20 protein-coding genes are annotated in these 23,601 nt (G+C 42.3%); 17 read left to right on the plus strand and 3 right to left on the minus strand.

Annotation, left to right across the window (positions count from 1 at the left end; translation table 11 throughout):
- Positions 1–133: 133 nt before the first annotated feature.
- The 3 genes from ABXT42_RS05180 to ABXT42_RS05190 are packed head-to-tail and all read left to right on the plus strand — an operon-like array spanning position 134 to position 2,482.
- Positions 134–787: a TetR/AcrR family transcriptional regulator gene (locus ABXT42_RS05180; RefSeq protein WP_443629307.1), complete on the plus strand. Its 654-nt coding sequence runs from the start codon at positions 134–136 to the stop codon at positions 785–787.
- Positions 787–1,893: a mechanosensitive ion channel family protein gene (locus ABXT42_RS05185; protein WP_443629308.1), complete on the plus strand. Its 1,107-nt coding sequence runs from the start codon at positions 787–789 to the stop codon at positions 1,891–1,893. Before ABXT42_RS05180 ends, ABXT42_RS05185 begins: the two co-directional genes overlap by 1 nt.
- The gene (locus ABXT42_RS05190) at positions 1,886–2,482 is read left to right on the plus strand and encodes a gamma-glutamylcyclotransferase family protein (protein WP_443629309.1); all 597 of its coding nucleotides are present in this window, start codon (positions 1,886–1,888) and stop codon (positions 2,480–2,482) included. The genes ABXT42_RS05185 and ABXT42_RS05190 overlap by 8 nt, the downstream gene beginning before the upstream one ends.
- Here the strand turns inward: ABXT42_RS05190 and ABXT42_RS05195 are convergent.
- Both ABXT42_RS05195 and mfd read right to left on the minus strand, forming a co-directional pair.
- A complete protein-coding gene (locus tag ABXT42_RS05195) occupies positions 2,412–3,257 on the minus strand; it encodes a CsiV family protein (protein WP_443629310.1) in 846 nt (281 codons plus the stop codon). The genes ABXT42_RS05190 and ABXT42_RS05195 overlap by 71 nt on opposite strands.
- Positions 3,258–3,259: 2 nt before the next feature.
- The gene (gene mfd / locus ABXT42_RS05200; RefSeq protein ID WP_443629311.1) at positions 3,260–6,703 is read right to left on the minus strand and encodes a transcription-repair coupling factor; all 3,444 of its coding nucleotides are present in this window, start codon (positions 6,701–6,703) and stop codon (positions 3,260–3,262) included.
- Positions 6,704–7,106: 403 nt separating this feature from the next.
- On the opposite strand from mfd, the gene ABXT42_RS05205 reads away from it, so the two are divergent.
- The 12 genes from ABXT42_RS05205 (at position 7,107) to ABXT42_RS05260 (ending at position 19,336) form a co-directional block, all read left to right on the plus strand.
- Positions 7,107–8,486 carry a glyceraldehyde-3-phosphate dehydrogenase gene (locus ABXT42_RS05205; protein ID WP_443629444.1) on the plus strand — a complete coding sequence of 460 codons (1,380 nt, stop codon included), beginning with the start codon at positions 7,107–7,109 and terminating at the stop codon, positions 8,484–8,486.
- 256 nt (positions 8,487–8,742) lie between these two features.
- Positions 8,743–10,098: a Na(+)-translocating NADH-quinone reductase subunit A gene (locus tag ABXT42_RS05210; protein WP_443629312.1), complete on the plus strand. Its 1,356-nt coding sequence runs from the start codon at positions 8,743–8,745 to the stop codon at positions 10,096–10,098.
- Between the two features lie 2 nt (positions 10,099–10,100).
- Complete coding sequence (locus ABXT42_RS05215; protein ID WP_443629313.1) at positions 10,101–11,306, plus strand: NADH:ubiquinone reductase (Na(+)-transporting) subunit B; 1,206 nt, start codon at positions 10,101–10,103, stop codon at positions 11,304–11,306.
- Entirely contained in the window at positions 11,299–12,069 is a 771-nt protein-coding gene (locus ABXT42_RS05220) for a Na(+)-translocating NADH-quinone reductase subunit C (RefSeq protein ID WP_443629314.1), read from the plus strand. Before ABXT42_RS05215 ends, ABXT42_RS05220 begins: the two co-directional genes overlap by 8 nt.
- 2 nt (positions 12,070–12,071) lie before the next feature.
- Positions 12,072–12,719: an NADH:ubiquinone reductase (Na(+)-transporting) subunit D gene (locus tag ABXT42_RS05225; protein ID WP_443629315.1), complete on the plus strand. Its 648-nt coding sequence runs from the start codon at positions 12,072–12,074 to the stop codon at positions 12,717–12,719.
- An 11-nt stretch (positions 12,720–12,730) separates the two neighbouring features.
- Entirely contained in the window at positions 12,731–13,342 is a 612-nt protein-coding gene (gene nqrE / locus ABXT42_RS05230; protein WP_443629316.1) for an NADH:ubiquinone reductase (Na(+)-transporting) subunit E, read from the plus strand.
- Between the two features lie 25 nt (positions 13,343–13,367).
- Positions 13,368–14,597, plus strand: coding sequence for an NADH:ubiquinone reductase (Na(+)-transporting) subunit F (gene nqrF, locus ABXT42_RS05235; RefSeq protein WP_443629317.1), 1,230 nt, complete (start codon positions 13,368–13,370; stop codon positions 14,595–14,597).
- Positions 14,598–14,628: 31 nt separating this feature from the next.
- Positions 14,629–15,636, plus strand: coding sequence for an FAD:protein FMN transferase (locus ABXT42_RS05240; RefSeq protein WP_443629318.1), 1,008 nt, complete (start codon positions 14,629–14,631; stop codon positions 15,634–15,636).
- A complete protein-coding gene (gene nqrM / locus ABXT42_RS05245) occupies positions 15,637–15,885 on the plus strand; it encodes a (Na+)-NQR maturation NqrM (protein WP_443629319.1) in 249 nt (82 codons plus the stop codon). It abuts the gene before it with no gap.
- A gap of 62 nt (positions 15,886–15,947) precedes the next feature.
- Positions 15,948–17,351: a Si-specific NAD(P)(+) transhydrogenase gene (sthA, locus tag ABXT42_RS05250; protein WP_443629320.1), complete on the plus strand. Its 1,404-nt coding sequence runs from the start codon at positions 15,948–15,950 to the stop codon at positions 17,349–17,351.
- Positions 17,352–17,424: 73 nt separating this feature from the next.
- Positions 17,425–18,666, plus strand: coding sequence for a lipoprotein-releasing ABC transporter permease subunit (locus tag ABXT42_RS05255; RefSeq protein WP_443629321.1), 1,242 nt, complete (start codon positions 17,425–17,427; stop codon positions 18,664–18,666).
- Positions 18,659–19,336 (plus strand): ABC transporter ATP-binding protein, encoded by a 678-nt coding sequence (locus ABXT42_RS05260; protein WP_443629322.1) that lies wholly within the window; start codon positions 18,659–18,661, stop codon positions 19,334–19,336. The genes ABXT42_RS05255 and ABXT42_RS05260 overlap by 8 nt, the downstream gene beginning before the upstream one ends.
- Here the strand turns inward: ABXT42_RS05260 and ABXT42_RS05265 are convergent.
- Positions 19,333–19,839, minus strand: coding sequence for a DUF2062 domain-containing protein (locus ABXT42_RS05265; RefSeq protein ID WP_443629323.1), 507 nt, complete (start codon positions 19,837–19,839; stop codon positions 19,333–19,335). The genes ABXT42_RS05260 and ABXT42_RS05265 overlap by 4 nt on opposite strands.
- A gap of 508 nt (positions 19,840–20,347) precedes the next feature.
- Here ABXT42_RS05265 and ABXT42_RS05270 point away from each other — a divergent pair.
- Together ABXT42_RS05270 and lpxK are read left to right on the plus strand one after the other, a co-directional pair.
- Entirely contained in the window at positions 20,348–22,396 is a 2,049-nt protein-coding gene (locus tag ABXT42_RS05270; protein ID WP_443629324.1) for a DNA internalization-related competence protein ComEC/Rec2, read from the plus strand.
- Positions 22,397–22,571: 175 nt separating this feature from the next.
- On the plus strand, positions 22,572–23,579 hold the full coding sequence (gene lpxK / locus ABXT42_RS05275; RefSeq protein ID WP_443629325.1) for a tetraacyldisaccharide 4'-kinase: 1,008 nt from the start codon (positions 22,572–22,574) through the stop codon (positions 23,577–23,579).
- Positions 23,580–23,601 lie beyond the last annotated feature (22 nt).

Here is a 23,601-nt window from a genome sequence, read left to right on the forward strand (position 1 = left end):
ATGGTAACTGATCTAATGCATTGTAACTAGGTGATATTTAACTTAAATTCAGGTTCGTTTACTTGCTAGGATTAACTAGTCGTGATAGTTTTAAACGAATGTTTAAAACACTCTATGCAAGCAAAATATTACCATGACCAGTTCTACCATTGATCGGATTTTAGATGCTGCTGAAGTTGAGTTTGCAACCCATGGCTTTGTGGAAACTTCTTTAAGAACGATTACCACTAAAGCTAAAGTCAACTTAGCCGCAGTGAATTACCATTTTGGTTCCAAAAAAGGTTTAATCCAAGCAGTTACAGATCGCTTTTTGGACCCTCTCACCCAAAACCTTAAAATCCAATTGAGTGATTATGAATCAAGTTTGCCTAATGGGCGCAGTGAAGAGCAAGAATTACAACATTTGTTAAGCATTTTGGCACGCTCTTGTCAGCAAGTGGTGCAACAAAATCATCACAGCTTGGCTATATTGGCGCGGCTTATTAATACCGCGTATAGCCAATCTCAGGGGCATCTTCGTAAACACCTTACTCAACAATATGGTGCATCGTTTATGCACTTTATGAAACTACTTCGCCAACATATGCCAGCAATGACCAATGAGCAATTTTTTTGGAGATTTCACTATTTATTGGGAGTATTGGTCTTTTCAATTTCTAGCAGTGACGCTTTGTTAGCAATTTGTGAGCGAGAATATAAAACTATCCGAAATTTGGATCAAATGATGGCGGACATCATTCCCGTTATGGCTAGCGCAGCCCAAGCGCCAATTATAGGAGAGATTTAATGTACATGGTGGACCAATTGTTAGAAGTGGCGGGCATAGACTCATCAGAATCTATCTTGCTAGCTAAAATGTTTTTGTTGGTATTCGGGGTGTTGTTGTTCAATTTTTTGGTGCGTAAGTCATTTCAACGTTTGGCTGTGCAACTTCAAAAAACTCAAAATGAATGGGATGATGCTCTGCTTGATGCTGCCCAAAAGCCATTAGCTTGGGGTGTTTGGGTAATTGGTCTTGCTTGGGTTGTTGAGATTGTGAGCGACTCCTTTGATACAGATACATTAAGTTTTGTAGTTAATCTTCGCGATACATTGCTGATTATTTTGGTCTCGTGGTGTTTGGTAAGGTTGGTGAATGTGGTTGCCAACATGCTATCCAAGCCTGGTAAACACGGTGAAGCATGGGACAAAACAACAGTTGAGGCTATTGGCAAGCTGATTAAAGCGTCTATTTTTATTACTGCTATTTTATCTTTAATGCAGCACTTTGGGTTTTCTATTTCAGGCCTACTAGCCTTTGGTGGAGTGGGTGGTATTGCTATTGGTTTTGCGGCGAAAGGGCTTTTGTCTAATTTTTTTGGAGGTTTAATGATTTATTTAGATCGCCAGTTTTCTGTGGGCGATTGGATCCGTTCACCTGATCAAGAAATTGAAGGTACTGTAGAGTATATTGGTTGGCGTTTAACTCGTATCCGCACCTTTGATATGCGCCCCTTGTATGTGCCAAATGCAACCTTTACTAGTATTTCTGTGGAAAACCCTTCACGCATGTCTAACCGACGGTTCTATGAAACATTTGGCCTGCGCTATGATGATCAAGACAAAATTCAAGCAATTACTTTAGCAGTAAAAGAGATGTTATTAGCCCATCCTGCTATAGATACTGGAAAAACCTTAATGGTGAATGTGAATACGTTCAACTCCCACAGCGTAGACTTTTTTGTGTACACGTTTACCAAGACAACTAACTGGGCTGAATTTCACGAAATTAAGCAAGAGTTACTCGGTGTTATTGCCGACATCGTAGCCCAACATGGTGCAGAGTTTGCCTTCCCAACTCAAACTATTCACATGAATCATCCACAGATAGAGGGTGCTGATACACATGAGTGAGCAACATTATATATTTGGTTATGGCAGCCTAATTAGCAGTTCTAGTCGTCGTATTACAGGGATTGCTGGAGACTCATTAGCAGTGCGTGTGCATGGGTTAGAGCGCACTTGGGTAAGCTGGAAGGGCACCAAAATGCGAGCAGTTGCAGCCAGAGTTATGCCAAATGCATTGTGTAATGGGGTTTTGTTTGAGGTGCCTGAGTCCGAGTTAGAGAATTTTGACGAACGAGAAACTCATTATGTACGCACGCAGCTTAGTCATGATCAAATTGCTTATTTGCCAGGCTATGCTGCATTGGCTTTAAATAGCAAAGTATGGGTTTATTTATATGATCATGATAAACATGGCTTACAAAATGCGCCTATAGTGCAGTCTTACCTTGATGTGATTTTATTAGGTTGCCACGAGATTTCGCCACACTTTGCGCAAGAGTTTATTCAGCACACATTGAATTGGGAAAATTGGCATGATGATAGGCACCAGCCCGTTTATCCACGTGCTCAATTACACACACAAGCTATAGAGTTGGATCAACTATTGGCGCAGCAGGTGCCACAGGCTTTTCTTCAGCGCCGTTTAGCTCCGTAGGGTCTGCTAATGTAATTTCCATAGCGGGTATGGTGGTGATAATCGCATCTGTGTTTATCATGGTTTCTGCAGGCGTATATGGAATGACTTTAACTAGTAGTACTAACTTAGGGTGATCTAAATAGTGCAACTCTTTGCTGCGCATTTTACGACGCTGGACTAAGCTATAGCGTGTCTTTATTTGAGGCGCTAATGAACGATCTAATTGCAGTGACTGGCGGCTGGCCCTTTGGCTCATATCTGTTGCAAAACTTTGAAATTGATTTAAATGCAGGTCACTAAAGATGTGTAAAAAACGTCCTTTACTGAAACCTAAGCGGCCTTCAAGTTGTTGATGACCACCCCAAGAGTAGCCACTTCCTATATTAATCCAGTTGATCGCCTTGTTGCCAATTAAAATCTGGCGCCAGCTTTGATGTAATAGCACGTCATATTGATCATTATTGGTTAAGGCTTTAACTTCATTATTGAGTATACGCAGATCTAAAGGAAGGCTAATAAACTCCTCATTATCTAGTTGGAAAGGGTTACCGATATCTGCATTAAATTCAGCAAGAACTCTACTTCCAGAGGTGATAGATGCAGGCTCAGATGGAAAGGCTTCTAAACTGATATTTTGATCTATGCGCTTTGCCACAATGACTTCTATTTGATACCAAGTCTGATTTTTGTCACTGGCAGCCAAACTTAGATCTGGCAGTAACAAGGCCCAGGATATGCAGCACACATGCAGGTATTTGTTTAAAAGAAATCGTAAATTAGCCCTTAATCCCATAATTAACTCAACTGTTTAATTAAATCTTCCATACGTTGGAAGCGAGTTTCTATCTTTTCCATCGGTAAAGTAAAACGCAAATTAGTGCCGCCATCAAACCTAAAGTGCTTAGACTGGGTTTGCACTAATGTTACTAATACCATAGGGTCTATTTGGGTGTTCTTGCCAAACTCTATACGTCCACTACTCGCAGAGGCTTCAATGTGCGTGACGCCAATGGCCTTAGCCTTTAACTTTAAACGATTTTGACGGAAAAGGTTTTTTATTTGATCAGGCAGTAGGCCAAAACGATCAATCATTTCCACTTGTAGCTCTTTTAATTGTGCATTGTGCTCAGCATTGGCAATGCGCTGATACATGACTAAACGGTTATGTACATCGGGTAAATAGCTCTCAGGAATCAGGGCAGGTAAGTGCAGGTTAACTTCAGTGCCTCTGGTAAATGGTTGGTCAAGGTTTGGCGTTTCGCCTTTTTTCATGGCTTCTACGGTTTGGTTTAACATTTCCATATATAAACTAAATCCAATACCTTGCATTTGACCACTTTGCTCTTCGCCAAGTAGCTCGCCTGCACCACGTATTTCCAAATCATGACTTGCTAAGGTGAAGCCTGCACCAAGGTCTGCCGTGGCTTCGATGGCTTCTAAACGTTTGACAGCATCTTTACTTAATAATTTTGGATGTGGGGTCATTAAATAAGCATAGGCCTGGTGATGAGATCGTCCAACACGACCTCGCAATTGATGAAGCTGGGCCAAACCAAATTTATCGGCACGTTCAATAATAATTGTATTAGCCGTAGGGATATCGATACCAGTTTCTATAATGGTAGAGCAAACAAGTACGTTAGAGCGTTTGTGATAAAAGTCACTCATTACTTGTTCTAGATTACGCTCGCGCATTTGCCCATGGGCCACACTAACACGGGCCTCTGGCACTAATTCACGTAATCGTTGCGCACTATTTTCAATGGTTTTAACTTCGTTGTGTAAAAAATATACCTGCCCGCCACGCAGTAGCTCCCTTAAAATAGCTTCTTTAACAATTTTTTTATCATCTTGGCGGACAAACGTTTTAATGGATATACGCCTTGCTGGAGGCGTGGCAATAATAGACAAGTCTCTCATGCCTGCCATGGACATATTTAATGTTCTTGGAATAGGAGTGGCTGTCATAGTTAATATGTCCACTTCTGAGCGAAGCTTTTTAAACGATTCTTTTTGCTGCACACCAAAGCGGTGTTCTTCATCAATAATAAGTAAACCTAAGCGTTTGAATTTAAGTTTACCTTGTAAAATTTTGTGGGTGCCTACTAAAATATCTAATGTGCCGTCTTCAGCTTGAGCCATGGACTTGTTTTGCTGCGCTGTCGATTGGAAGCGTGACATCACACCAACATTAACTGGCCAGTTAGCAAAGCGGTCTCTTAGAGTTTCATAGTGTTGTTGTGCTAGCAGTGTAGTGGGCACTAGTAAGGCTACTTGTTTGCCTCCATTAATGGCCATAAATGCAGCGCGCATAGCTACTTCTGTTTTACCAAAACCAACATCACCACAAACCAGTCTATCCATAGGTTGGTCTGCCATCATATCACTAAGCACAGCCTTAATAGTTTGCTCTTGGTCTGGTGTTTCTTCATAAGGAAAAGCATCACAAAAGGCCTGATAACTTGCATCAGGCTTTGGAAATGCATGCCCATCACGAGCTTCGCGAAGTGCGTAAATGTGCAATAACTCTGCTGCCGTATCTTTAATTTTTTCTGCAGCTTTGCGTTTGGCCTTGGTCCATTGTTCACCACCGAGCTTATGTAATGGTGCATTTTCTCCACCAGAATAGCGTGATAAAAGCTCTATGCCAGAAACAGGTACATAAAGTGTAGCTTCGTTGGCGTAAAGCAATACTAAGAATTCAGCATCTTGACCATCTATGCTTAAACTTTGTAGCCCATGATAACGACCTACACCGTGATCTTGGTGCACTACAGCATTGCCTATACTTAGTTCAGCCAAATCATGGATAGCAGTATTAGGATTTTCAGTGGCTTTGTCTCGTCTGCGTCTTTGGAGTACTTTTTGACCAAATAACTGAGCCTCACAGACAACTAAAAGCTTGTGCTGGGGTAAATTTAATCCTTCTTCTAACGGTGCAACGCAGATTCCAAAATTAGGCCTTGTGGCAATAAAGTCCGACCAGTTTTCTATATTTTCTGGGTCGTTGGGTAATATCTTAAATAAGTCGAGTAAGGCCTCTTTTCTTCCGGCAGATTCGGCACAAACCAGTATGCACTGATCGGTGCCTTCTATTGCTGTTTGTAAGGCCGCTAGAGGGTTAGATAGTGTATTGTTAATGGCAAGTTGCGGGTTTTGTGCACCGCCTAAGTTATACGAGCCCTTGTTGGCATCAGGCTCAAGTAATGCACTGTCTTGTATGTCGATGATTGGAAAGTTTTTTAAGCCAGAAAACATTTCATCGGTAAATAAGAATAGCTGTTTAGGCTCAAGTAATGGGCGCTCAATGTCATGACTATAATCTTCATAACGAGACTCAATATCTTGCCAAAAATGATGGGCTTGTTCTTCAATACCGCCTAGCTTAATCACAAGTGATGAGCTTGGAAGATAGTCTAGCAAAGTAGACATGGTGTTAAAAAATAATGGGATATAATACTCGATTCCAGCAGGGGCAAATCCTTGGCTTACATCTTGATACACAGGGCAAGCTTTTGGATCTAGATCGAATTGGCTGGTAAAGCTTTGTCTAAAGTGACTTATTGCGGTATCGGTTAATGGAAACTCGCGCGCTGGAAGTAGATTGAATTCAGTAATTAAAGCTGTGGTACGTTGGCTATCTGCATCGAAATACCGCAGGCTTTCAATTTCGTCATCAAATAATTCTATACGCAAAGGGGCGTGGCTACCCATAGGGTAAAGATCGATTAAGCCTCCTCTAAGGGCAAACTCACCGGCTTGTGAGACGGTTTCTGTAAGTAAGTAACCCGCTTGGTCTAAACGTTGGCGAAATTGACCTTGTGGTAAGTTTTGGCCTGTTTTTAGAGTGAAGCTGTTGCCTGCTAAGTAGTTCATTGGGGGTAGTCTGTGCAGCAGTGTAGCTACGGGCACAATAACGACGCCTTTACTTAGATTGGTGATTTGGTTGAGCGTGCTTATGCGCTCTGAAATAATGTCTGGGTGAGCAGAAAAACTGTCATAAGGCAGTATTTCCCAATCAGGCAGCATTAAACAACTATATTCCGTGCCAGTTAAGAAAAACTTCAGCTGTGCACTTAGTGTAAGTGCTGCATCGGTATCTTTCACTAAAGCTAACGCGGGCCCTTGGTGCGCTTGTGCTGCTTGTGCGATCGCCAAGGCAGAAGTAGCACCATGAGCTTGTGCCCAAAGTAACTTATTGCCAGCTTTAGAAGGGGTAGGAATAGAATGTAGTAGCACGCAAAAGTCCTAAGGCGTTGGCCGTTAAGGCAAAAATAGACGCTTCTATTGTAGTGGCTTCTGTTTTAACTTGCATTAAAACCTAGGTAAATGATCTATATAAAACTGCCGCGTGTGAGGTTTTATAAAATTTGCTATACCTTGTTATTTTTACAGCACTTTAATTGGTTTGTTAATGGGTGCATTCATACTTGCATATAATTTTAGAAAATGATTAACATTTGCCATTTTGGTTTGCCAAAGCAGGCTGCTTCTACGATAATAACTTGCCGAGTGACAAGAGAGTCATTGGCTAATCACCTAACTACAACTAAGCCGTGTAATACGGTTAACAAAGGGACTCATTGTGAGCCAAGAACAAGTGTTTTCAGATTGGAAAAAACGTGAAGCGTTAGCCGAAGCCATGATCCCCTTGATTGGTAAAGTCTATCGTGAAGATAATGTAGAAGTGTCCGTTTTTGGTCGCTCTGTTGTTAACCGTTCAGTCATTAGTATTCTTAAATCCCACCGTGCTGCACGCATGTTGGAGCACACTAGTCTGTCTGTTCATGAAACCTTTCCAGTCATTGATGTGATTCAGGGTCTGGCTCTATCTAATGTGCATGTTGATATTGGTAAATTAGCCATAGGTTTTCGTAATGATGGTGCAGGCCAGAGCTTACAAGACTATGTCTCTGCAGCTTTAAAGGGTGCAGTTAATCGTGATAGTGCAAAAACTCAAGCAGACGTCGTGCTTTATGGTTTTGGTCGCATAGGTCGTTTGCTTGCACGCTTGTTAATAGAGAAGACCGGTGGTGGTCAAAGCTTGCGTTTGCGTGCCATTGTAGTGCGCAAGGGTGGGGATAATGACCTTGCTAAGCGAGCTAGTTTATTACGACGTGATTCTGTCCACGGTACTTTTCAAGGTACAATTACGGTTGATGAAGAGCAAAACGCATTGATCGCTAACGGTAACGTGATTAAAATCATCTACGCAAGTTCGCCAGATTCAATTGATTATACCGACTACGGTATTAGTAATGCTGTGGTTATTGATAACACTGGCAAGTGGCGCGATGAAGATGGTTTGTCTCTTCATTTGCGCGCCAATGGCGTGTCCAAGGTAATGCTTACAGCCCCTGGCAAGGGTATTAAAAATATCGTCATGGGTGTTAATCAAAAAGATATAGAAAGTACAGATACCATACTGTCTGCTGCGTCTTGCACTACAAACGCGATTACACCTATCCTTAAAGCATTAAATGATAAGTATGGTGTGGACAATGGCCACGTTGAAACTGTGCATGCTTACACTAATGACCAAAATTTAATCGATAATTACCATAAAGGTGACCGTCGTGGCCGTGCAGCTGGTCTTAACATGGTGATCACTGAGACAGGTGCTGCTAAAGCGGTGTCTAAAGCACTGCCTGAGCTAGAAGGTAAGTTGACAGGTAATGCTATCCGTGTGCCCACTCCTAATGTCTCTATGGCTATTCTTAACCTTAACCTGCATTCGGAAGTAGATCGTGATGAACTCAATGACTATTTACGTCATATGGCGCTACATTCTGATTTGCAAAAGCAAATTGACTACACAGACTCGCCAGAAGCAGTGTCTAGTGACTTTGTAGGTTCTCGTGCAGCGGGTGTTATAGATGGACTGGCCACTGTGGCAACAGGTAAGAAAAATTGTGTTGTGTATGTTTGGTACGACAATGAATTTGGCTATTCTTGCCAAGTTATTCGTATGTTGCAGCATGTGACCAATACTGCACTACCTGCATTTCCTATAGAAGATTAATAAACTATCGAAGAAATGATTATCGTGTCTCCAGTAATGGTGCTTTAGGTTAAAGCATCTACGCTGAAACAGTGTAAAAATTTAAAAGGCTGCCTTAGGGTAGCCTTTTTAGTTATAAGGCTGGAAAAATTTCACGCATTTACGTATAATAAAGCCGATTTTTCAACGCGTTTTAGCTGTGCCTTATTTAGAGTACTTATAAAGCCTCTAGTGAGTGCTAAAACTAACCAATAACGTTATCAATTGGGTACGACTTATGATCAAAATCAGACGCGGTCTGGATTTGCCATTGTCTGGCGCGCCGCAGCAGAGCATTCAAGATGCTGCAGCGGTAAGCCAAGTCGCTGTGATCGGTGCTGACTATGTGGGCATGAAGCCTACGATGCTAGTCAAAGTAGGTGATTCAGTGAAGCTGGGACAAGTTTTGTTTTCCGATAAGAAGACACAGGGTGTGCATTATACTGCCCCTGCTGCTGGTGTAATTAGTGCCATTAATCGGGGTGCCCAGCGAGTTTTGCAATCGGTTGTAATAGATATCGATGCCAGTGCCGGTAGTGAGGATGCAGTTGAATTTGCAACCTGTGCTGCCAGTGATCTAGCTAGTCTAACAACTGAGCAAGTTGCACAAAATTTACAAGCTTCTGGTTTGTGGTCTGCTTTTAGAACACGTCCATTTAGTAAAGTGCCTGCTATTGACAGCAAGCCTCGTTCTATATTTGTTACAGCAATTGACACCCATCCTTTAGCAGTAGATCCTGCGCCTATTATTGCCGCTCAACAAGATGAGTTTGCACAAGGGTTACAATTACTCACCAAACTTACTGATGGCCTAGTTTTTGTGTGTGCAGCTGCAGATACAAAAGTGCCACAGGTTGATGGTGCTCAAGTACATCGCTTTGGCGGGGTACACCCTGCAGGTCTTGCCTCTACACATATACACATGTTGGATCCTGTAAGTGCCACTAAAACAGTTTGGGCTGTGGGTTATCAAGATGTAATCGCATTTGCTGAGCTATTTGCTACAGGCAAACTGCCTACACAGCGTATTGTTTCTTTAGCGGGCCCAATGGTCACTAATCCTCGTTTAGTTCGCACCCGACTGGGTGCATCCATGACTCAGTTGTTAGCTGGTGAAACTAAAGAAGGTGAATTTGACAATCGTGTGATATCTGGATCAGTGCTAGGTGGTACTTCAGCTTTTGGTCCTACGGCCTTTTTAGGGCGTTACAATAACCAAATAACGGTGCTTGAAGAAGGCAGAAAGCGTGAGTTTATGGGTTGGTTGTCCCCTGGTAGTAAAAAGCACTCTGTGTTGAATATATTCTTATCCTCTTTAGATCGTAACAAAGAAGTGTCTTTGAATACCTCAACTAATGGCTCTCAAAGAGCTATGGTGCCAGTAGGCACATTCGAACGTCTGATGCCTTTGGATATTTTGCCTACACAGCTACTTCGTAGCTTGGTAGTAGGTGACATTGTTAATGCACAAGAGCTAGGCTGCCTAGAGCTAGAGGAAGCTGATTTAGCGCTAATGACTTATACCTGCGCAGGCAAATATGAATACGGCGCTATATTGCGTGATGTGTTAACGCGCATAGAGAAGGAGTGCTAAACATGAGCTTACGCAGTATTTTAGATTCTATGGAACCCCACTTCCATAAAGGTGGCCGGTACGAAAAGTTTTATGCTTTGTATGAAGCAGCGGATACGATATTTTACACCCCAGGTTATGTCACTAAAAGTGGAGCCCATGTGCGTGACGGCATAGACCTTAAGCGTATGATGATCACAGTATGGTTGTGTACTTTTCCAGCCATATTCTTTGGTATGTACAACCTAGGCTACCAAGCAAACACCGCGATGGATGCAATGAACATTGCTCAGGCCGATGGCTGGCGTGGCAGTGTTGTTGCTACTATCGCCGGGTTTGACGCTGCCAGCATTTGGCACAACATTATATTGGGAGCAACTTATTGGTTGCCGGTATATTTAGTCGTGTTTATAGTGGGTGGTTTTTGGGAAGTCTTGTTTGCCGCTGTCCGTGGCCACGAAGTTAACGAAGGTTTCTTTGTTACATCGGTGTTATTTGCGCTGATTCTTCCACCTGATATTCCTTTATGGCAGGCTGCTTTAGGCATTACCTTCGGCATTGTTGTAGGTAAGGAAGTCTTTGGTGGTACGGGCATGAATTTCTTAAACCCAGCTCTTACAGGACGTGCTTTCTTATACTTTGCTTACCCAGCTCAAATGTCTGGTGATGCGGTATGGACTGCGGTTGATGGCTTCTCTGGTGCAACTGCACTAGGCTTAGCTAATGCGGGCGGTGTTGCGGCTTTAGCTGATGCTGGCATTACGTGGGCTGACGCATTTATTGGTAATATCCAAGGTTCTGTAGGTGAAGTGTCTACCCTAGCTATTTTTGCGGGTGGTGCTGTACTACTTTGGACACGTATAGCTGCGTGGCGCATTGTAGCAGGTGTCATGGTTGGAATGATTGCCATGAGTTCTTTGCTTAATCTAATTGGCTCTGATACCAATCCACTGTTTGCATTACCTTTCTACTGGCACTTAGTGCTTGGAGGGTTTGCGTTTGGCATGATCTTTATGGCGACAGACCCAGTCTCTTCTTCTATGACCCATACTGGAAAGTGGTACTTTGGTGCGTTGATTGGTGTAATGGCAGTGCTTATACGTGTGCTTAACCCAGCTTTCCCTGAGGGTATTATGTTGGCTATTTTGTTTGCCAACTTGTTTGCGCCTTTGATTGACTACTATGTCACCGAAGCAAATATTCAGCGGAGGGTAGCACGTAATGTCTAATTCAAAAGATTCTGTATCACGCACGATTATAGTGGCCTTGGTGCTTTGTGTTGTATGTTCTGTCATTGTGTCAGCGGCAGCCGTTATCCTAAGGGACAAGCAAAAAGCTAATGTAATCAATGAAAAGAAGATGAACATTCTTGCTGCAGCGGGCATTGAAGTCGTTAATGGTGATGTAGCTACTGCATTTGCAACCATTACCCCTAAGCTTGTTGATATGCGTACTGGTCAGTTCAGTACTGATGAAGATGTCGCCACATATGACATGCGTAAAGCAGCTAGAGACCCTTCACAAGCAAGAGCGTTAACTCCAGATGAAGACATTGCTAGTATTCGCAAGCAGTCTTTATACAGTACGGTTTACCTAGTAGAAGGTGAGCAGGGTATTGAACGTATTATCTTACCTATCCATGGTTATGGATTATGGTCTACGTTGTATGGCTTTATTGCCCTAGAAAGCGACTTTAATACAGTGGCTGGGTTAGGCTTTTATGAACATGCAGAAACCCCGGGGTTAGGTGGTGAAGTCGACAACCCTCGATGGAAGTCGGTATGGCCTGGCAAGCAAGTATACGCTCAGGGTTCTTATACACCTGAAATTGGCCTAATTAAGGGTAAAGCTAAAAAAGTTAATGTGCATGATATTGATGGTTTAGCAGGTGCTACTTTAACCAGTAATGGTGTGACCAATCTAGTTAAATTTTGGTTAGGCAAGAACGGTTTTGCACCGTTTTTAGCTAAGCTTAAAGCAGGAGATGCATAATCATGGCTAAGACAAGAGAGATTTTGTTATCACCAATCTTTACTAACAACCCCATTGCATTGCAAATTTTGGGTGTATGTTCGGCATTGGCAGTCACTAGTAGTTTGAAAGTTACACTGGTTATGTGTCTTGCACTGACTGTGGTAACCGCGTTTTCAAACTTTTTCATTGCATGTATTCGTAATCAAGTACCGGGCAGCATTCGTATCATCGTGCAGATGATTATTATTGCCTCTTTAGTGATCGTGGTAGATCAGGTACTCAAGGCCTATGCGTATGAAGTAAGCAAGCAGCTTTCGGTATTTGTTGGTTTAATTATTACCAACTGTATTGTAATGGGACGCGCAGAGGCATTTGCTATGCAAAACCCACCGATCCCTTCTTTCTTTGATGGCATCGGCAACGGTTTAGGCTACTCAGTGGTATTGCTATTTGTCGCCACTGTGCGTGAACTAATTGGTTCTGGTAGTTTATACGGTTTTGAAATACTTCCTTTGGTCACCAATGGCGGTTGGTACTACTCCAACGGTTTAATGCTACTTCCACCAAGCGCCTTCTTTGTTATCGGCGGCTTTATTTGGTTACTTCGTAATTCGAAGATTGATCAGGTAGAAGCTGTTGAATACAAACTTGCCTCGCACACTAAATAGGGTCTGAAACAATGATTGAAGATTATCTAAGCCTATTTGTTAAAGCTGTGTTCGTTGAGAACATGGCCTTGGCATTTTTCTTGGGCATGTGTACTTTCTTAGCAATATCCAAGAAAGTTAAAACCGCTATTGGCCTTGGTATTGCGGTAATTGCCGTACTTACTATTACTGTGCCGGTAAATAATTTAATTTACACCTACTTGTTAGCTGATGGGGCACTCGCATGGGCAGGATTGCCAGAAGTTAACCTAAGCTTTTTAGGGTTGATTTCTTACATTGGCGTTATCGCTGCCATTGTACAGATTATGGAAATGTTGTTAGACAAATACATGCCTGCTTTGTACAACGCCTTAGGCGTGTTCTTACCTCTTATTACTGTGAACTGCGCTATTATGGGTGCAGCACTGTTTATGGTAGAACGTGAGTATAACTTTGGTGAATCTGTAGTTTATGGCATGGGCGCAGGTGTAGGTTGGGCTTTGGCCATCGCTACTCTTGCGGGCATTCGTGAAAAGCTAAAATATTCAGATGTACCAGCCGGCTTACGTGGCCTTGGTATCACCTTTGTGACTGTAGGCTTAATGTCACTTGGTTTTATGTCTTTTTCTGGTATTCAGCTGTAAAACGCACTTCATAAGGTATTGATATATGAATAATGAAATTACTCTCGGCGTTTTAATGTTTACCGCCGTTGTTCTGTTTTTAGTTGCGGTTATTTTAGTTGCGCGGGCCAGGTTAGTTAGTTCTGGTGCGGTTACTATTTCAATCAACAATGATCCAGAAAAATCCATTACTGTGGCTGCTGGAGACAAATTACTTCAAACTTTGTCTGCTCAAGGCATCTTTTTAGCCTCAGCATGTGGTGGTGGTGGTACGTGTGCACAGTGCCGCTGTGTCATCAAAGAAGGTGGTGGCTCTATGTTAGCTACTGAAGAAAGCCACTTCACTATGCGTGAAGCAAAAGATGGATGGCGCTTATCTTGTCAGGTTGCTGTTAAGCAAGACATGGTAATTGAAGTTGAAGAAGACGTCTTTGGTGTTAAGCAATGGGAATGTACTGTTGAGTCTAACCCTAACGTTGCTACATTTATCAAAGAGCTTACTTTGCGTTTGCCGGCAGGTGAAAGTGTAGACTTTCGCGCAGGCGGCTACGTGCAACTAGAATGCCCAGCGCATACCATTGACTATAAAACTTTTGATATTGAAGAAGAATATCGTGGCGATTGGGATAAGTTTAACGTATGGCAACATAAATCGGTTGTGGATGAAACCACAGTGCGTGCCTATTCAATGGCAAACTATCCAGAAGAGCAGGGTGTCGTAAAATTTAACATTCGTATCGCTTCGCCTCCTCCAGGCAGTAGTGGTATACCTGCTGGCAAGATGTCTTCTTATGTATTTAACCTAAAGCCAGGTGACAAGATGAAAGTCTATGGTCCATTTGGAGAGTTTTTTGCCAAAGAGACTGAAGCAGAGATGGTGTTTATTGGTGGTGGTGCAGGTATGGCACCTATGCGCTCACTAATTTTTGACCAACTTAAGCGTTTGAATTCTACTCGTAAGACGTCATTTTGGTATGGTGCGCGTAGTATGCGTGAAGCTTTCTACGGTGATGAATATGATACTCTAGCAGCTGATAATGACAATTTTGAATGGCATTTAGCGCTTTCAGACCCTCAGCCAGAAGATAACTGGGATGGCCTTACTGGTTTTATTCATAACGTTTTGTTTGAAAACTACCTGAAAGACCACGAAGCTCCTGAAGATTGTGAATTTTACATGTGCGGTCCTCCAATGATGAACGCAGCAGTTGTGAAAATGTTACAAGACTTAGGTGTTGAAGACGAAAACATTATGTTGGATGATTTTGGCGGATAAGTTCTACCACTTAAAAGGAATCAGCCTAGCCATGTGGTATGCATTAATGCTTACCATGTTGCTGGGCTGTTCTGTGTCTCAAGCGCCAAAAATTGAAGCTATTACTGGCTTGTCTATGGGGACAAGTTACACAGTAAAGTGGGTGCAACGAGTAGACCAACAAAGTCAAATAAGCAGTGACATTGCTCGCGGTGTTGCTATAGAGCTTGAAAGAATTGAAGCTAGCATGTCAACTTACATGGACGCTTCGGATCTTAGTGGTTTTAATGGTGCAAGTGCTGGGCAATGGCATAGCGTTCCAGCAGAAATGGCCACATTAGTCGCACAGTCACTTGAGTTGAGTGAGCAAACCAACGGTGCGTTTGATATTACTGTGGGACCCATAGTTAACCTGTGGGGTTTTGGGCCAGACCCAATGCCTGTAAATAGTCCTTCACAAGCTGCTCTTGATGCACTAAGGCCTTTAATTGGATACCAATCTTTAAAAGTACAAATACAACCACCAGTCATGTTAAAGAGTACTGACAGTACAATTGATCTGTCGGCAATTGCCAAAGGCTATGGGGTGGATGCAGTGGCTAGGTGGCTGGATTCCAAAGGCCTGAATGACTACCTCGTAGAAGTTGGTGGAGAGCTTCGTGCTAAAGGGTTTAAACCTGATGGCATGCCTTGGCGTATTGCTATAGAAACACCATCTATTGATGCTAAGCAAATCTACCAAGTAATCAACGTGAGTAATATTGCGGTTGCAACTTCTGGAAATTACCGCAATTATTATGAATTGGATGGCGTTAGATATGCCCATACTTTAGACCCTCATACTTTAAGGCCCGTCACGCATAACTTAGCCTCTGTCACGGTGATGGATGCCAGCGCTGCTAGAGCTGATGCACTGGCTACAGCATTAATGGTAATGGGAAGTGAAAAAGGTATTATTTGGGCAACTATGCACCAAGTGCCTGCATACTTTATAATGAAACAACTCGATGGATTTGCGGCTCAATCTACCGCAAACTTCACAGATTACTTGGAGAACTAAATGCAAACTTTAATCTTGTCCTTTGTCGTGTTATTGCTCATCGTTGCTGGAATGGCAGTGGGTGTATTAATGGGCCGAAAGCCTATAGCTGGATCTTGTGGTGGTATGACCGCACTAGGTATGGATGTGGCATGCGATGTGTGTAAAGGCGACCCACAAGTGTGCGAAACAGAACAGCAAAAGAGTTTCAAAGCCGATAAAATGCTTCAAGATCAGGCAAGTGACGTTAGTTATGAGGCAAAGCGATAAGCATTTTATGCTAATAACCGCTTTGCTCACCTAGTAAAAATCAAGTACGACAGAGAAAAAACATGGCAGATTATGATTACGACTTGGTAGTAATTGGTACCGGGCCTGCGGGAGAGGCTGCAGCAATAAATGCTGCTAAATTAGGTCGTAAAGTAGCAGTGGTAGAAATGCGAGAGCAAGTAGGAGGTGGCTGCGCCCATAAAGGCACCATTCCTTCTAAAGCCCTACGCCATTCTGTGAAACAGATTGTTGAGTTTAATACTAACCCTTTGTTTCGTGTCATTGGAGAGCCTAAAAACTTTTCTTTTCCTCAAGTGCTTAAAACTGCCAGTGAAGTTATTGCCAAACAGGTAATGTTACGTACACAATTCTACGCACGCAATCGCGTAGATGTATTTTTTGGTTTTGCACGTTTTGTAGACCGTAATAATATTGAAATATTAGGTAACGAAACAAATGAAAACCTAAGGTTTGATCAAGCAGTGATCGCTACTGGTTCTAGCCCTTATGAGCCCAGCGATATAGATTTTTCACACGAACGTATTTGCACCAGTGATACTGTTCTTAACTTAAAACACACACCGCGCACCTTAATAATTTATGGTGCAGGGGTGATCGGTTGTGAATACGCTTCCATTTTTGCAGGCTTAGATGTGAAGGTTGACTTAGTGGATAACCGAGCTAACCTATTGGAGTTTCTTGATGTTGAGATTTCTGATTCCTTAAGTTACCACTTGCGCAATAACGGTGTGAGAATACGCCATAATGAAACCTATAAAAGCGTTTCAGCCAATGACACTTCAGTAACGATAGAGATGGAGTCTGGCAAGCGTCTATGTGCGGATATGCTGTTGTTTTGTAACGGCAGATCAGGCAACACTAAAGGCGTTGGCTTAGAGAATCTTGGCATAGGAACTAATAGCCGAGGCCAGTTAGAAATTGACCAGCGTTACCAAACGACTGTGGATGGCATTTATGCAGCAGGGGATGTAGTGGGTTGGCCAAGCTTAGCTTCAGCTGCCTATGACCAAGGCCGTTCAGCAGCTTCAGATTTATTAGGCCTTCCAGGTGTTCGTTTTGTAGATGATGTGCCAACAGGCATTTATACTATTCCCGAAATTAGCTCTTTAGGCAAAACTGAAGAGCAACTTACGGCTGAAAAGGTGCCTTATGAAGTAGGTCAGGCCTTCTTTAAAGATCTAGCTCGTGCACAAATTAGTGGAGAAGTAGTAGGGATGTTGAAAATATTATTCAATCGTGACACCTATGAAATATTAGGTATACATTGTTTTGGGGACCGAGCTTCAGAAATTATTCATATCGGCCAAGCGATTATGAACCAAAAAGGTGACGCCAATACGATTGAGTATTTTGTTAATAACACCTTTAACTTTCCAACCATGGCTGAAGCTTACCGTGTGGCTGCGCAGTTAGGTATCAATAGAGCTCGGCAAATTACTAACTAAGTAACGCTTATCAACCCACTGACTAAATCTGTATTATATTAGCGGGTATGTTTTCATACTAATCAGGAAGCACATGTTTCAATCGATTGCTTTGACTGTCGGTCTAAGATACACAAGGGCTCAACGACAGAATCACTTCATTTCCTTCATTTCGCTAATCTCTATGCTTGGTTTAGTGCTAGGTGTCACTGTGCTTATCCTTGTGCTGTCTGTAATGAACGGTTTTGACCAAGAATTACGCCAGCGCATTTTAGGCATGGTCCCCCATGCCACTGTACAAACTGCTGAGCCTATAATGGATTGGCAACAACCAGCAAAGCTAGCCATGCAAGTGGAAGGTGTTGTTGGGGTTGCGCCATTTGTTCATGGTCAAGGCATGTTTAATAATAGAGGCCGAGTGCAGCCAGTGTTACTCAATGGTATTGAACCTGAAGCTGAAGCTTTGGTATCTATATTGCCAAATCACATGATAAAAGGCTTGGTGTCAGACCTAAAGGCTGGAGAATTCAATATCCTTATGGGTGATCTTTTGGCACGACAACTAGGTGCGCGATTGGGTGATAAGGTGACTTTATTTTTACCTGAAGCCTCCTTAACTGTTGCCGGCATTATACCTCGTTTAAAACGCTTCACTTTAGTTGGAATATTTAAAGTGGGGGCAGAGTTGGATGCTAACCTAGCCATCATGCACATTGCTGATGCCAGTAAATTAAAGCGCTTAGGCGGAGGGGCAGAAGGTTTACGCTTAAAGTTAGATGATTTATTTACTGCACCTGATAAAGCTAAGCAAGTGGCACTGCAATTACCTGGTCAATATTGGACCAGTGACTGGACGCGTACTCATGGTAGCTTATTTCAGGCTATTCAGTTGGAGCGTCGCATGTTGGGGCTTTTGTTAATGCTAGTAGTGGCTGTTGCGGCCTTTAATATAGTGTCTACACTAGTGATGCTGGTTGTTGAGAAACAGGCTGATATCGCTATCTTGAGAACCTTAGGAGCAAGTCAAAAAGAGGTCATGGGCATCTTTATAGTACAAGGTAGTATTATTGGGTTCTTAGGTACTTTAATAGGCACTTTGATAGGTGTTTTACTTGCCCTTAATATTACTCAAATTGTTGATTGGGCTGAACAGGTTTTTGGCTTTAAAGTGCTCAGCGCTGAGGTATATTTTATTAGTTATTTCCCTTCTCAAGTCAGGTTTGAAGATGTGTTGTTTATCAGTATCGGCTCGTTTTTGTTGTGTGTAATGGCAACACTTTATCCCGCTTGGCGAGCATCTAAGGTAGAGCCGGCAGAGGTGTTACGTCATGAGTGATTGGGTACTGCAGGCTTGTGGGTTGGTGAAATCTTTTAAGGATGGGCAGCGTAAGATTGATGTTCTTAAAGCATTGGATTTGAACCTTGCAACAGGCCAAAGCATGGCTATTATTGGTAGTTCTGGTTCTGGAAAAAGTACTCTACTGCAGCTATTAGCAGGCCTAGAGCAGCCCGATGCTGGTGAAGTGTTAGTGGTAGGAGAATGCCTGTCTAACCTTACTGGTAATCAAGCAGCTACTTTGCGTAATAAGCGTTTAGGGTTTGTGTTCCAGTTTCATCATTTATTAGCAGAGTTTAGTGCGTTAGAAAACGTCATGTTGCCGCATATTATGGCCGGTAACAAACCTGCCATAGCAGAAAAAAAAGCTCAAGCAATGTTAGACCGGGTAGGTTTAGGGCATCGCACAAGCCATCGTCCAGGTACTCTTTCAGGTGGTGAACGTCAACGTGTAGCCATAGCACGTGCATTAATAAATGAGCCTGCTTGTTTACTTATGGATGAGCCTACTGGTAACTTAGATCGTCATAATGCAAAACAAATTTTGGTATTACTCAAACAACTCCAACTAGATTTGGGCACTGCATTTATTGCAGTAACCCATGACCTAGAATTAGCCAGCCAATTAGATGTGCAGTTTAAGTTGCTAGATGGAAAGTTAGTAAATTAGGGCTTTCGCTTAATCCAGTTACGTTTTACACGCCAGCTCCATATGAAGTGAACAGCGTAAAACGCCACCACTGCAAGAATAACACCACCTACAATAGATCCAGTGTAAAGTGGTTTCCACAATAAATGTAGCTGGTGAAATAACCAAGCCCTAGACCATTCAAAATCCACATCTAATCCAGGCGTTTGTAAAATCCAGCTGCCAAATTTGTAATTCGCATACAGCATAGGTGCCATAGTAATTGGGTTACTGATCCACACTAATCCAATTGACATCGATAGGTTAGCCCTCCAAGCCAAAGCTAAGCTTGCAGCCAAAACCATTTGCAGTGGCATCGGGATCATGCAGCAAAAAACGCCTACAGCGCAGCCCTTAGCTACACTTGTGCGCTTAAAACTCCACAACTGAGTATCATGCATCAAGCTATTTAGCCAGCTTAGGGATTTGTATTGGCTGAGTTTTTTGCTATCTGGGCTAATGCGTTTAAAAAACTTCCTTGGCATGGTCTAGCCTTATAAATAATGTCAGGTAAGGCGTTTTTTAGGCGCAGCTCTTATCTGCTAATTATGCGCTTATATATAAGCTAAGCCAAGGTTTAGTGAGCTCAAGGATGAGACATTTATGTATATCTATAGCCTTTTTTTGTTACTGTTTTGGTGTGTGGGTTGGGCTGAATTAGATTTTTTAAATGGGCTTTGGTTAGTTTTATTATTATTAAGTTTAATGTTGATAAATCATACTCGCCAAATAGCACTTTTTTCTCTAATTGTTTTTCTTCTAGCTAGCGCTGGCCAATATAGCCTTATAAATAAGCAATTTTCCAAATCCTGGACAGGTATTGATCTGCGTTTAAATGCTTGTATATCAAGCTTAAAGTCTACCGATCATGGTCTTAGTCTCATACTCAAAAATCCTCACATCCAAGTCCCTATAATAAAACAAGAACGAGACAACAGGCTTGCTAAACCTATTTATCAGGCACAACCAATTGGTTTACTTGGTAGGGTTAAAGTGACTGTATATCCTTTTGCCAAAGCTGCACAGCCACCTATTAATAGCTTGGGTCACGCAGGGTTTGATGGATTAATTGGTAAAAAAGCAACATTGGTTGTGCGCTTAAAAGGAGCAAACAATTACCACAACCCGCACTCTTATGATTATGTGCGTTGGAAAGCTTTAAATGGCCAAATTGCTTCAGGGTATGTTAAGCAGTGGATCGTTACTGATGGAGATTGTAGCGGGGTCAATTGGCCTGAGATTTGGATAGCCAAAGTGCGTCAGCAATTATGGCAAGATCTACAAAATTATGCTCATTCTAAGCACATAAAAAAAATGACTGTGGCGCTGTGGGGTGGGCTTGTTTTAGGTCAAAGTTCAGCATTAAACTCACAGCAATGGCAGGTTTTAGCAGCAACTGGCACTACTCATCTATTAGTTATCTCTGGCTTGCATGTGGGTTTGGTCGCCGTGTTAGTCATGCTGATAGTAAGGCTAATGCTGTTACCCTTTAATATAAAAAGCAGTCTAGGTATCCGATTGGGGGCATGGTCAGGTTTAATTGCAGCCTTATTTTTTGCATTGATTAGTGGCTTTGGTTTGCCTGCGCAGCGAGCGGTTATTATGCTTACTGGCTTAATGTGGGGGTTTATGTGGGGTTTACAGTTAAGTTTTACACAAAGACTATTTATCGCCTTTTTTGTAACTCTAGTATTGCAGCCTACAAGTGTATCAAGTTTAGGTTTTTGGTTGTCTTACACGGCTGTATTTGCGTTGGGTCTAGTATGGTATCGCGGGGCTAGTAGGGCATGGTGGTCCCGTGTGATGCATTTATTGGCAGCCCAAGGCGCTCTTTCTGTGTTATTACTGCCAGTCATTGCAATTGGTACTGGTCATGTAAGTGTGCTGGGACCTTTAGTGAACATGATTTTAGTGCCGCTGTTTAGTGCTGTGCTGATTCCTACATTATTACTTGTAAGCATCGTGCTTAGGTTTGTTGATCTCCCAAATTTTTTCTTTATTGTTATCGATATAACTTTGTCCACGTTATGGCAAGGATTAGAGTTTTTATCAGAGATTTCTTGGGCACAGATATTTGTGGGTTCGTTACCAATAGAGGGCTTTGTGTCTGTGTTAATAACAGGGTGTCTATGTCTAATAATAAGGCGCTGGCATTGGCCTATATTGTTTTTGTGGCTACCTCTGGCTGGTTTTATGATATTTGAATTAGCGCGTAATAATGCCTTGGATCATGGTGTTGACAACTCCCAGCAACGTGTCGTCATTACTGTGTTAGATGTAGGTCAAGGTTTGAGTGTCTGGGTGCGTCAAGGAAAACACAATATGGTCTATGACTTAGGGAACAGTTACAAAAGTGGCTTCAGCTTGGTAGATGCAGTAATTCTGCCTGAAATGCTAGCTCAAGGTGTTACTAAATTAGAGACACTAGTGGTGAGTCATTGGGATATGGACCACAGCGGAGGTATGGAGGAAATGCTTAAACGGCAAAATGTACAGCAATTAATACTACCCTCTGAAAGTAAAATCACCCGTGAGCCTGTTTTTACTCACCAAGATGTTGAGGTCAGTCGTTGTGTCACTAAGCCCTGGGAGAAAATGTGGCTCACTGCGTCTAATAGTCTTATGTGGCGTCAAATAGCCCTAGCAGATTATGGGCTCACAGGTAATAATGCATCATGTGTAATTCTACTAGATATACATGGGAGACAGGTTTTAATAGCTGGGGATATTGAGTCTAAAGCCGAGAGTGTGTTGTTAGCAAAGTTAGATCAATTAGATATTTCTACTCTTTCCAGTGATGTTTTAATAGCACCTCATCATGGTAGTAAAACGTCATCAACAAAGGCATTCTTGGCCCAAGTTATGCCAGCTTACGTGTTAATTTCTGCAGGTAAAAATAACCCCTATGGGCACCCTCACAAACGCAGCACCCATAACTATTGGCAGTCTGGAGCACAATGGTATAACACAGGTAGGCATGGTCAAATACGCCTAGTGTTTGAAACCAATGGGGATTATCAGGTGACACCTTATAAAAAATAGTCTCAACATATTAGTCATGGGCATGAGTCATTTATATAGGTACGATATAACTATAGGATAACTAAGAAGTAGGCACGACATATAAGTGCTTGATAGCAATCAAGTGTGGGTTATAATTATAATAATTCAGCAAAGTAAAAATGATTTCTAGGACTTATTTTAAGATGGACCAAAGGTGACGCAAAAAATACTCAACGCTTGGTACAAGGGAGCTTGGTGGTTATCCTTGTTGCTGCCCTTTGCTAGTCTATATATCTGGCTTAGGCGTGTGTATCTGAAAAGTCAGCCTAAAGCTCGCAAAAACCCACTACCTTTGTTGGTTATAGGCAATATTACTATAGGAGGCACCGGTAAGACCCCTTTAGTGGTAGCGCTCACTTTAGCTTTAAAAGATAAAGGCTTACGTTGTGCCATTATAAGTAGGGGTTATGGTGGTACTGTAGGAGTAGGCCCCCATTGTGTTACAAGCAGAGATAAGGCTCAAGTGGTTGGAGATGAGCCTTTATTGCTAAGTCGATTAACTAAAGTGCCTGTGATTGTAGGGTCGTGTCGAAAAACCAGTATTGAATGGTTAGCACAACAAGGAAAGTTCGACTTAGTCATTAGTGATGATGGTTTGCAGCATAGCGCCATTAAGGGTGATGTTCAGTGGTGTTTAGTAGATGCTACCAGAGGCCTTGGCAATGATAAGTGCATACCTGCAGGGCCGTTAAGGGAACCAGCTACTAGATTAGCTGAAGTAGACCAAGTATTTACAACAGGAGTACCTGGCCCTGTAATAATTAAACAATTACAACACTATTTAAAAGATAATACATTGTGTTATTTAGAGCCTAAGCTTGATCAATTAAGGCAAGTATGGGATGACTCACAGGTAGAGTGGCCTAAGGATAAAGCTTTGATTTATGCTGTTGCTGCTATAGGTCATCCACAGCGTTTTTTTGATGATTTGGGTGCACGTGGTTACCAAGTCGATGGCCAAGAATATGCTGATCACTACCAATTTAAAGAACATGATTTGCCGATAAAGCCACTTATTATGACAGCAAAAGATGCTATAAAATGTAAAGCGTTAGCTCAGTCTACAAAGAATCAGAAAGCTATGCCGTGGTTATATGCCACGCAAGCGTTAACTATTGCTCCTGCGCAAATTGATGCGTTGTTGCTAAAACTAGGTTTATAACCTACAGACTAAAAAATATGGA

Source organism: Candidatus Njordibacter sp. Uisw_002 (genome assembly GCF_047730155.1).
GTDB lineage: Bacteria > Pseudomonadota > Gammaproteobacteria > Pseudomonadales > Balneatricaceae > Njordibacter.

Coding starts and splice junctions, on each gene's coding strand:
- ABXT42_RS05180 (WP_443629307.1), top strand. CDS start 134: ATGACCAGTTCTACCATTGATCGGATTTTAGATGCTGCTGAAGTTGAG.
- ABXT42_RS05185 (WP_443629308.1), top strand. CDS start 787: ATGTACATGGTGGACCAATTGTTAGAAGTGGCGGGCATAGACTCATCA.
- ABXT42_RS05190 (WP_443629309.1), top strand. CDS start 1,886: ATGAGTGAGCAACATTATATATTTGGTTATGGCAGCCTAATTAGCAGT.
- ABXT42_RS05195 (WP_443629310.1), bottom strand. CDS start 3,257: ATGGGATTAAGGGCTAATTTACGATTTCTTTTAAACAAATACCTGCAT.
- ABXT42_RS05205 (WP_443629444.1), top strand. CDS start 7,107: ATGATCCCCTTGATTGGTAAAGTCTATCGTGAAGATAATGTAGAAGTG.
- ABXT42_RS05210 (WP_443629312.1), top strand. CDS start 8,743: ATGATCAAAATCAGACGCGGTCTGGATTTGCCATTGTCTGGCGCGCCG.
- ABXT42_RS05215 (WP_443629313.1), top strand. CDS start 10,101: ATGAGCTTACGCAGTATTTTAGATTCTATGGAACCCCACTTCCATAAA.
- ABXT42_RS05220 (WP_443629314.1), top strand. CDS start 11,299: ATGTCTAATTCAAAAGATTCTGTATCACGCACGATTATAGTGGCCTTG.
- ABXT42_RS05225 (WP_443629315.1), top strand. CDS start 12,072: ATGGCTAAGACAAGAGAGATTTTGTTATCACCAATCTTTACTAACAAC.
- nqrE (WP_443629316.1), top strand. CDS start 12,731: ATGATTGAAGATTATCTAAGCCTATTTGTTAAAGCTGTGTTCGTTGAG.
- nqrF (WP_443629317.1), top strand. CDS start 13,368: ATGAATAATGAAATTACTCTCGGCGTTTTAATGTTTACCGCCGTTGTT.
- ABXT42_RS05240 (WP_443629318.1), top strand. CDS start 14,629: ATGTGGTATGCATTAATGCTTACCATGTTGCTGGGCTGTTCTGTGTCT.
- nqrM (WP_443629319.1), top strand. CDS start 15,637: ATGCAAACTTTAATCTTGTCCTTTGTCGTGTTATTGCTCATCGTTGCT.
- sthA (WP_443629320.1), top strand. CDS start 15,948: ATGGCAGATTATGATTACGACTTGGTAGTAATTGGTACCGGGCCTGCG.
- ABXT42_RS05255 (WP_443629321.1), top strand. CDS start 17,425: ATGTTTCAATCGATTGCTTTGACTGTCGGTCTAAGATACACAAGGGCT.
- ABXT42_RS05260 (WP_443629322.1), top strand. CDS start 18,659: ATGAGTGATTGGGTACTGCAGGCTTGTGGGTTGGTGAAATCTTTTAAG.
- ABXT42_RS05265 (WP_443629323.1), bottom strand. CDS start 19,839: ATGCCAAGGAAGTTTTTTAAACGCATTAGCCCAGATAGCAAAAAACTC.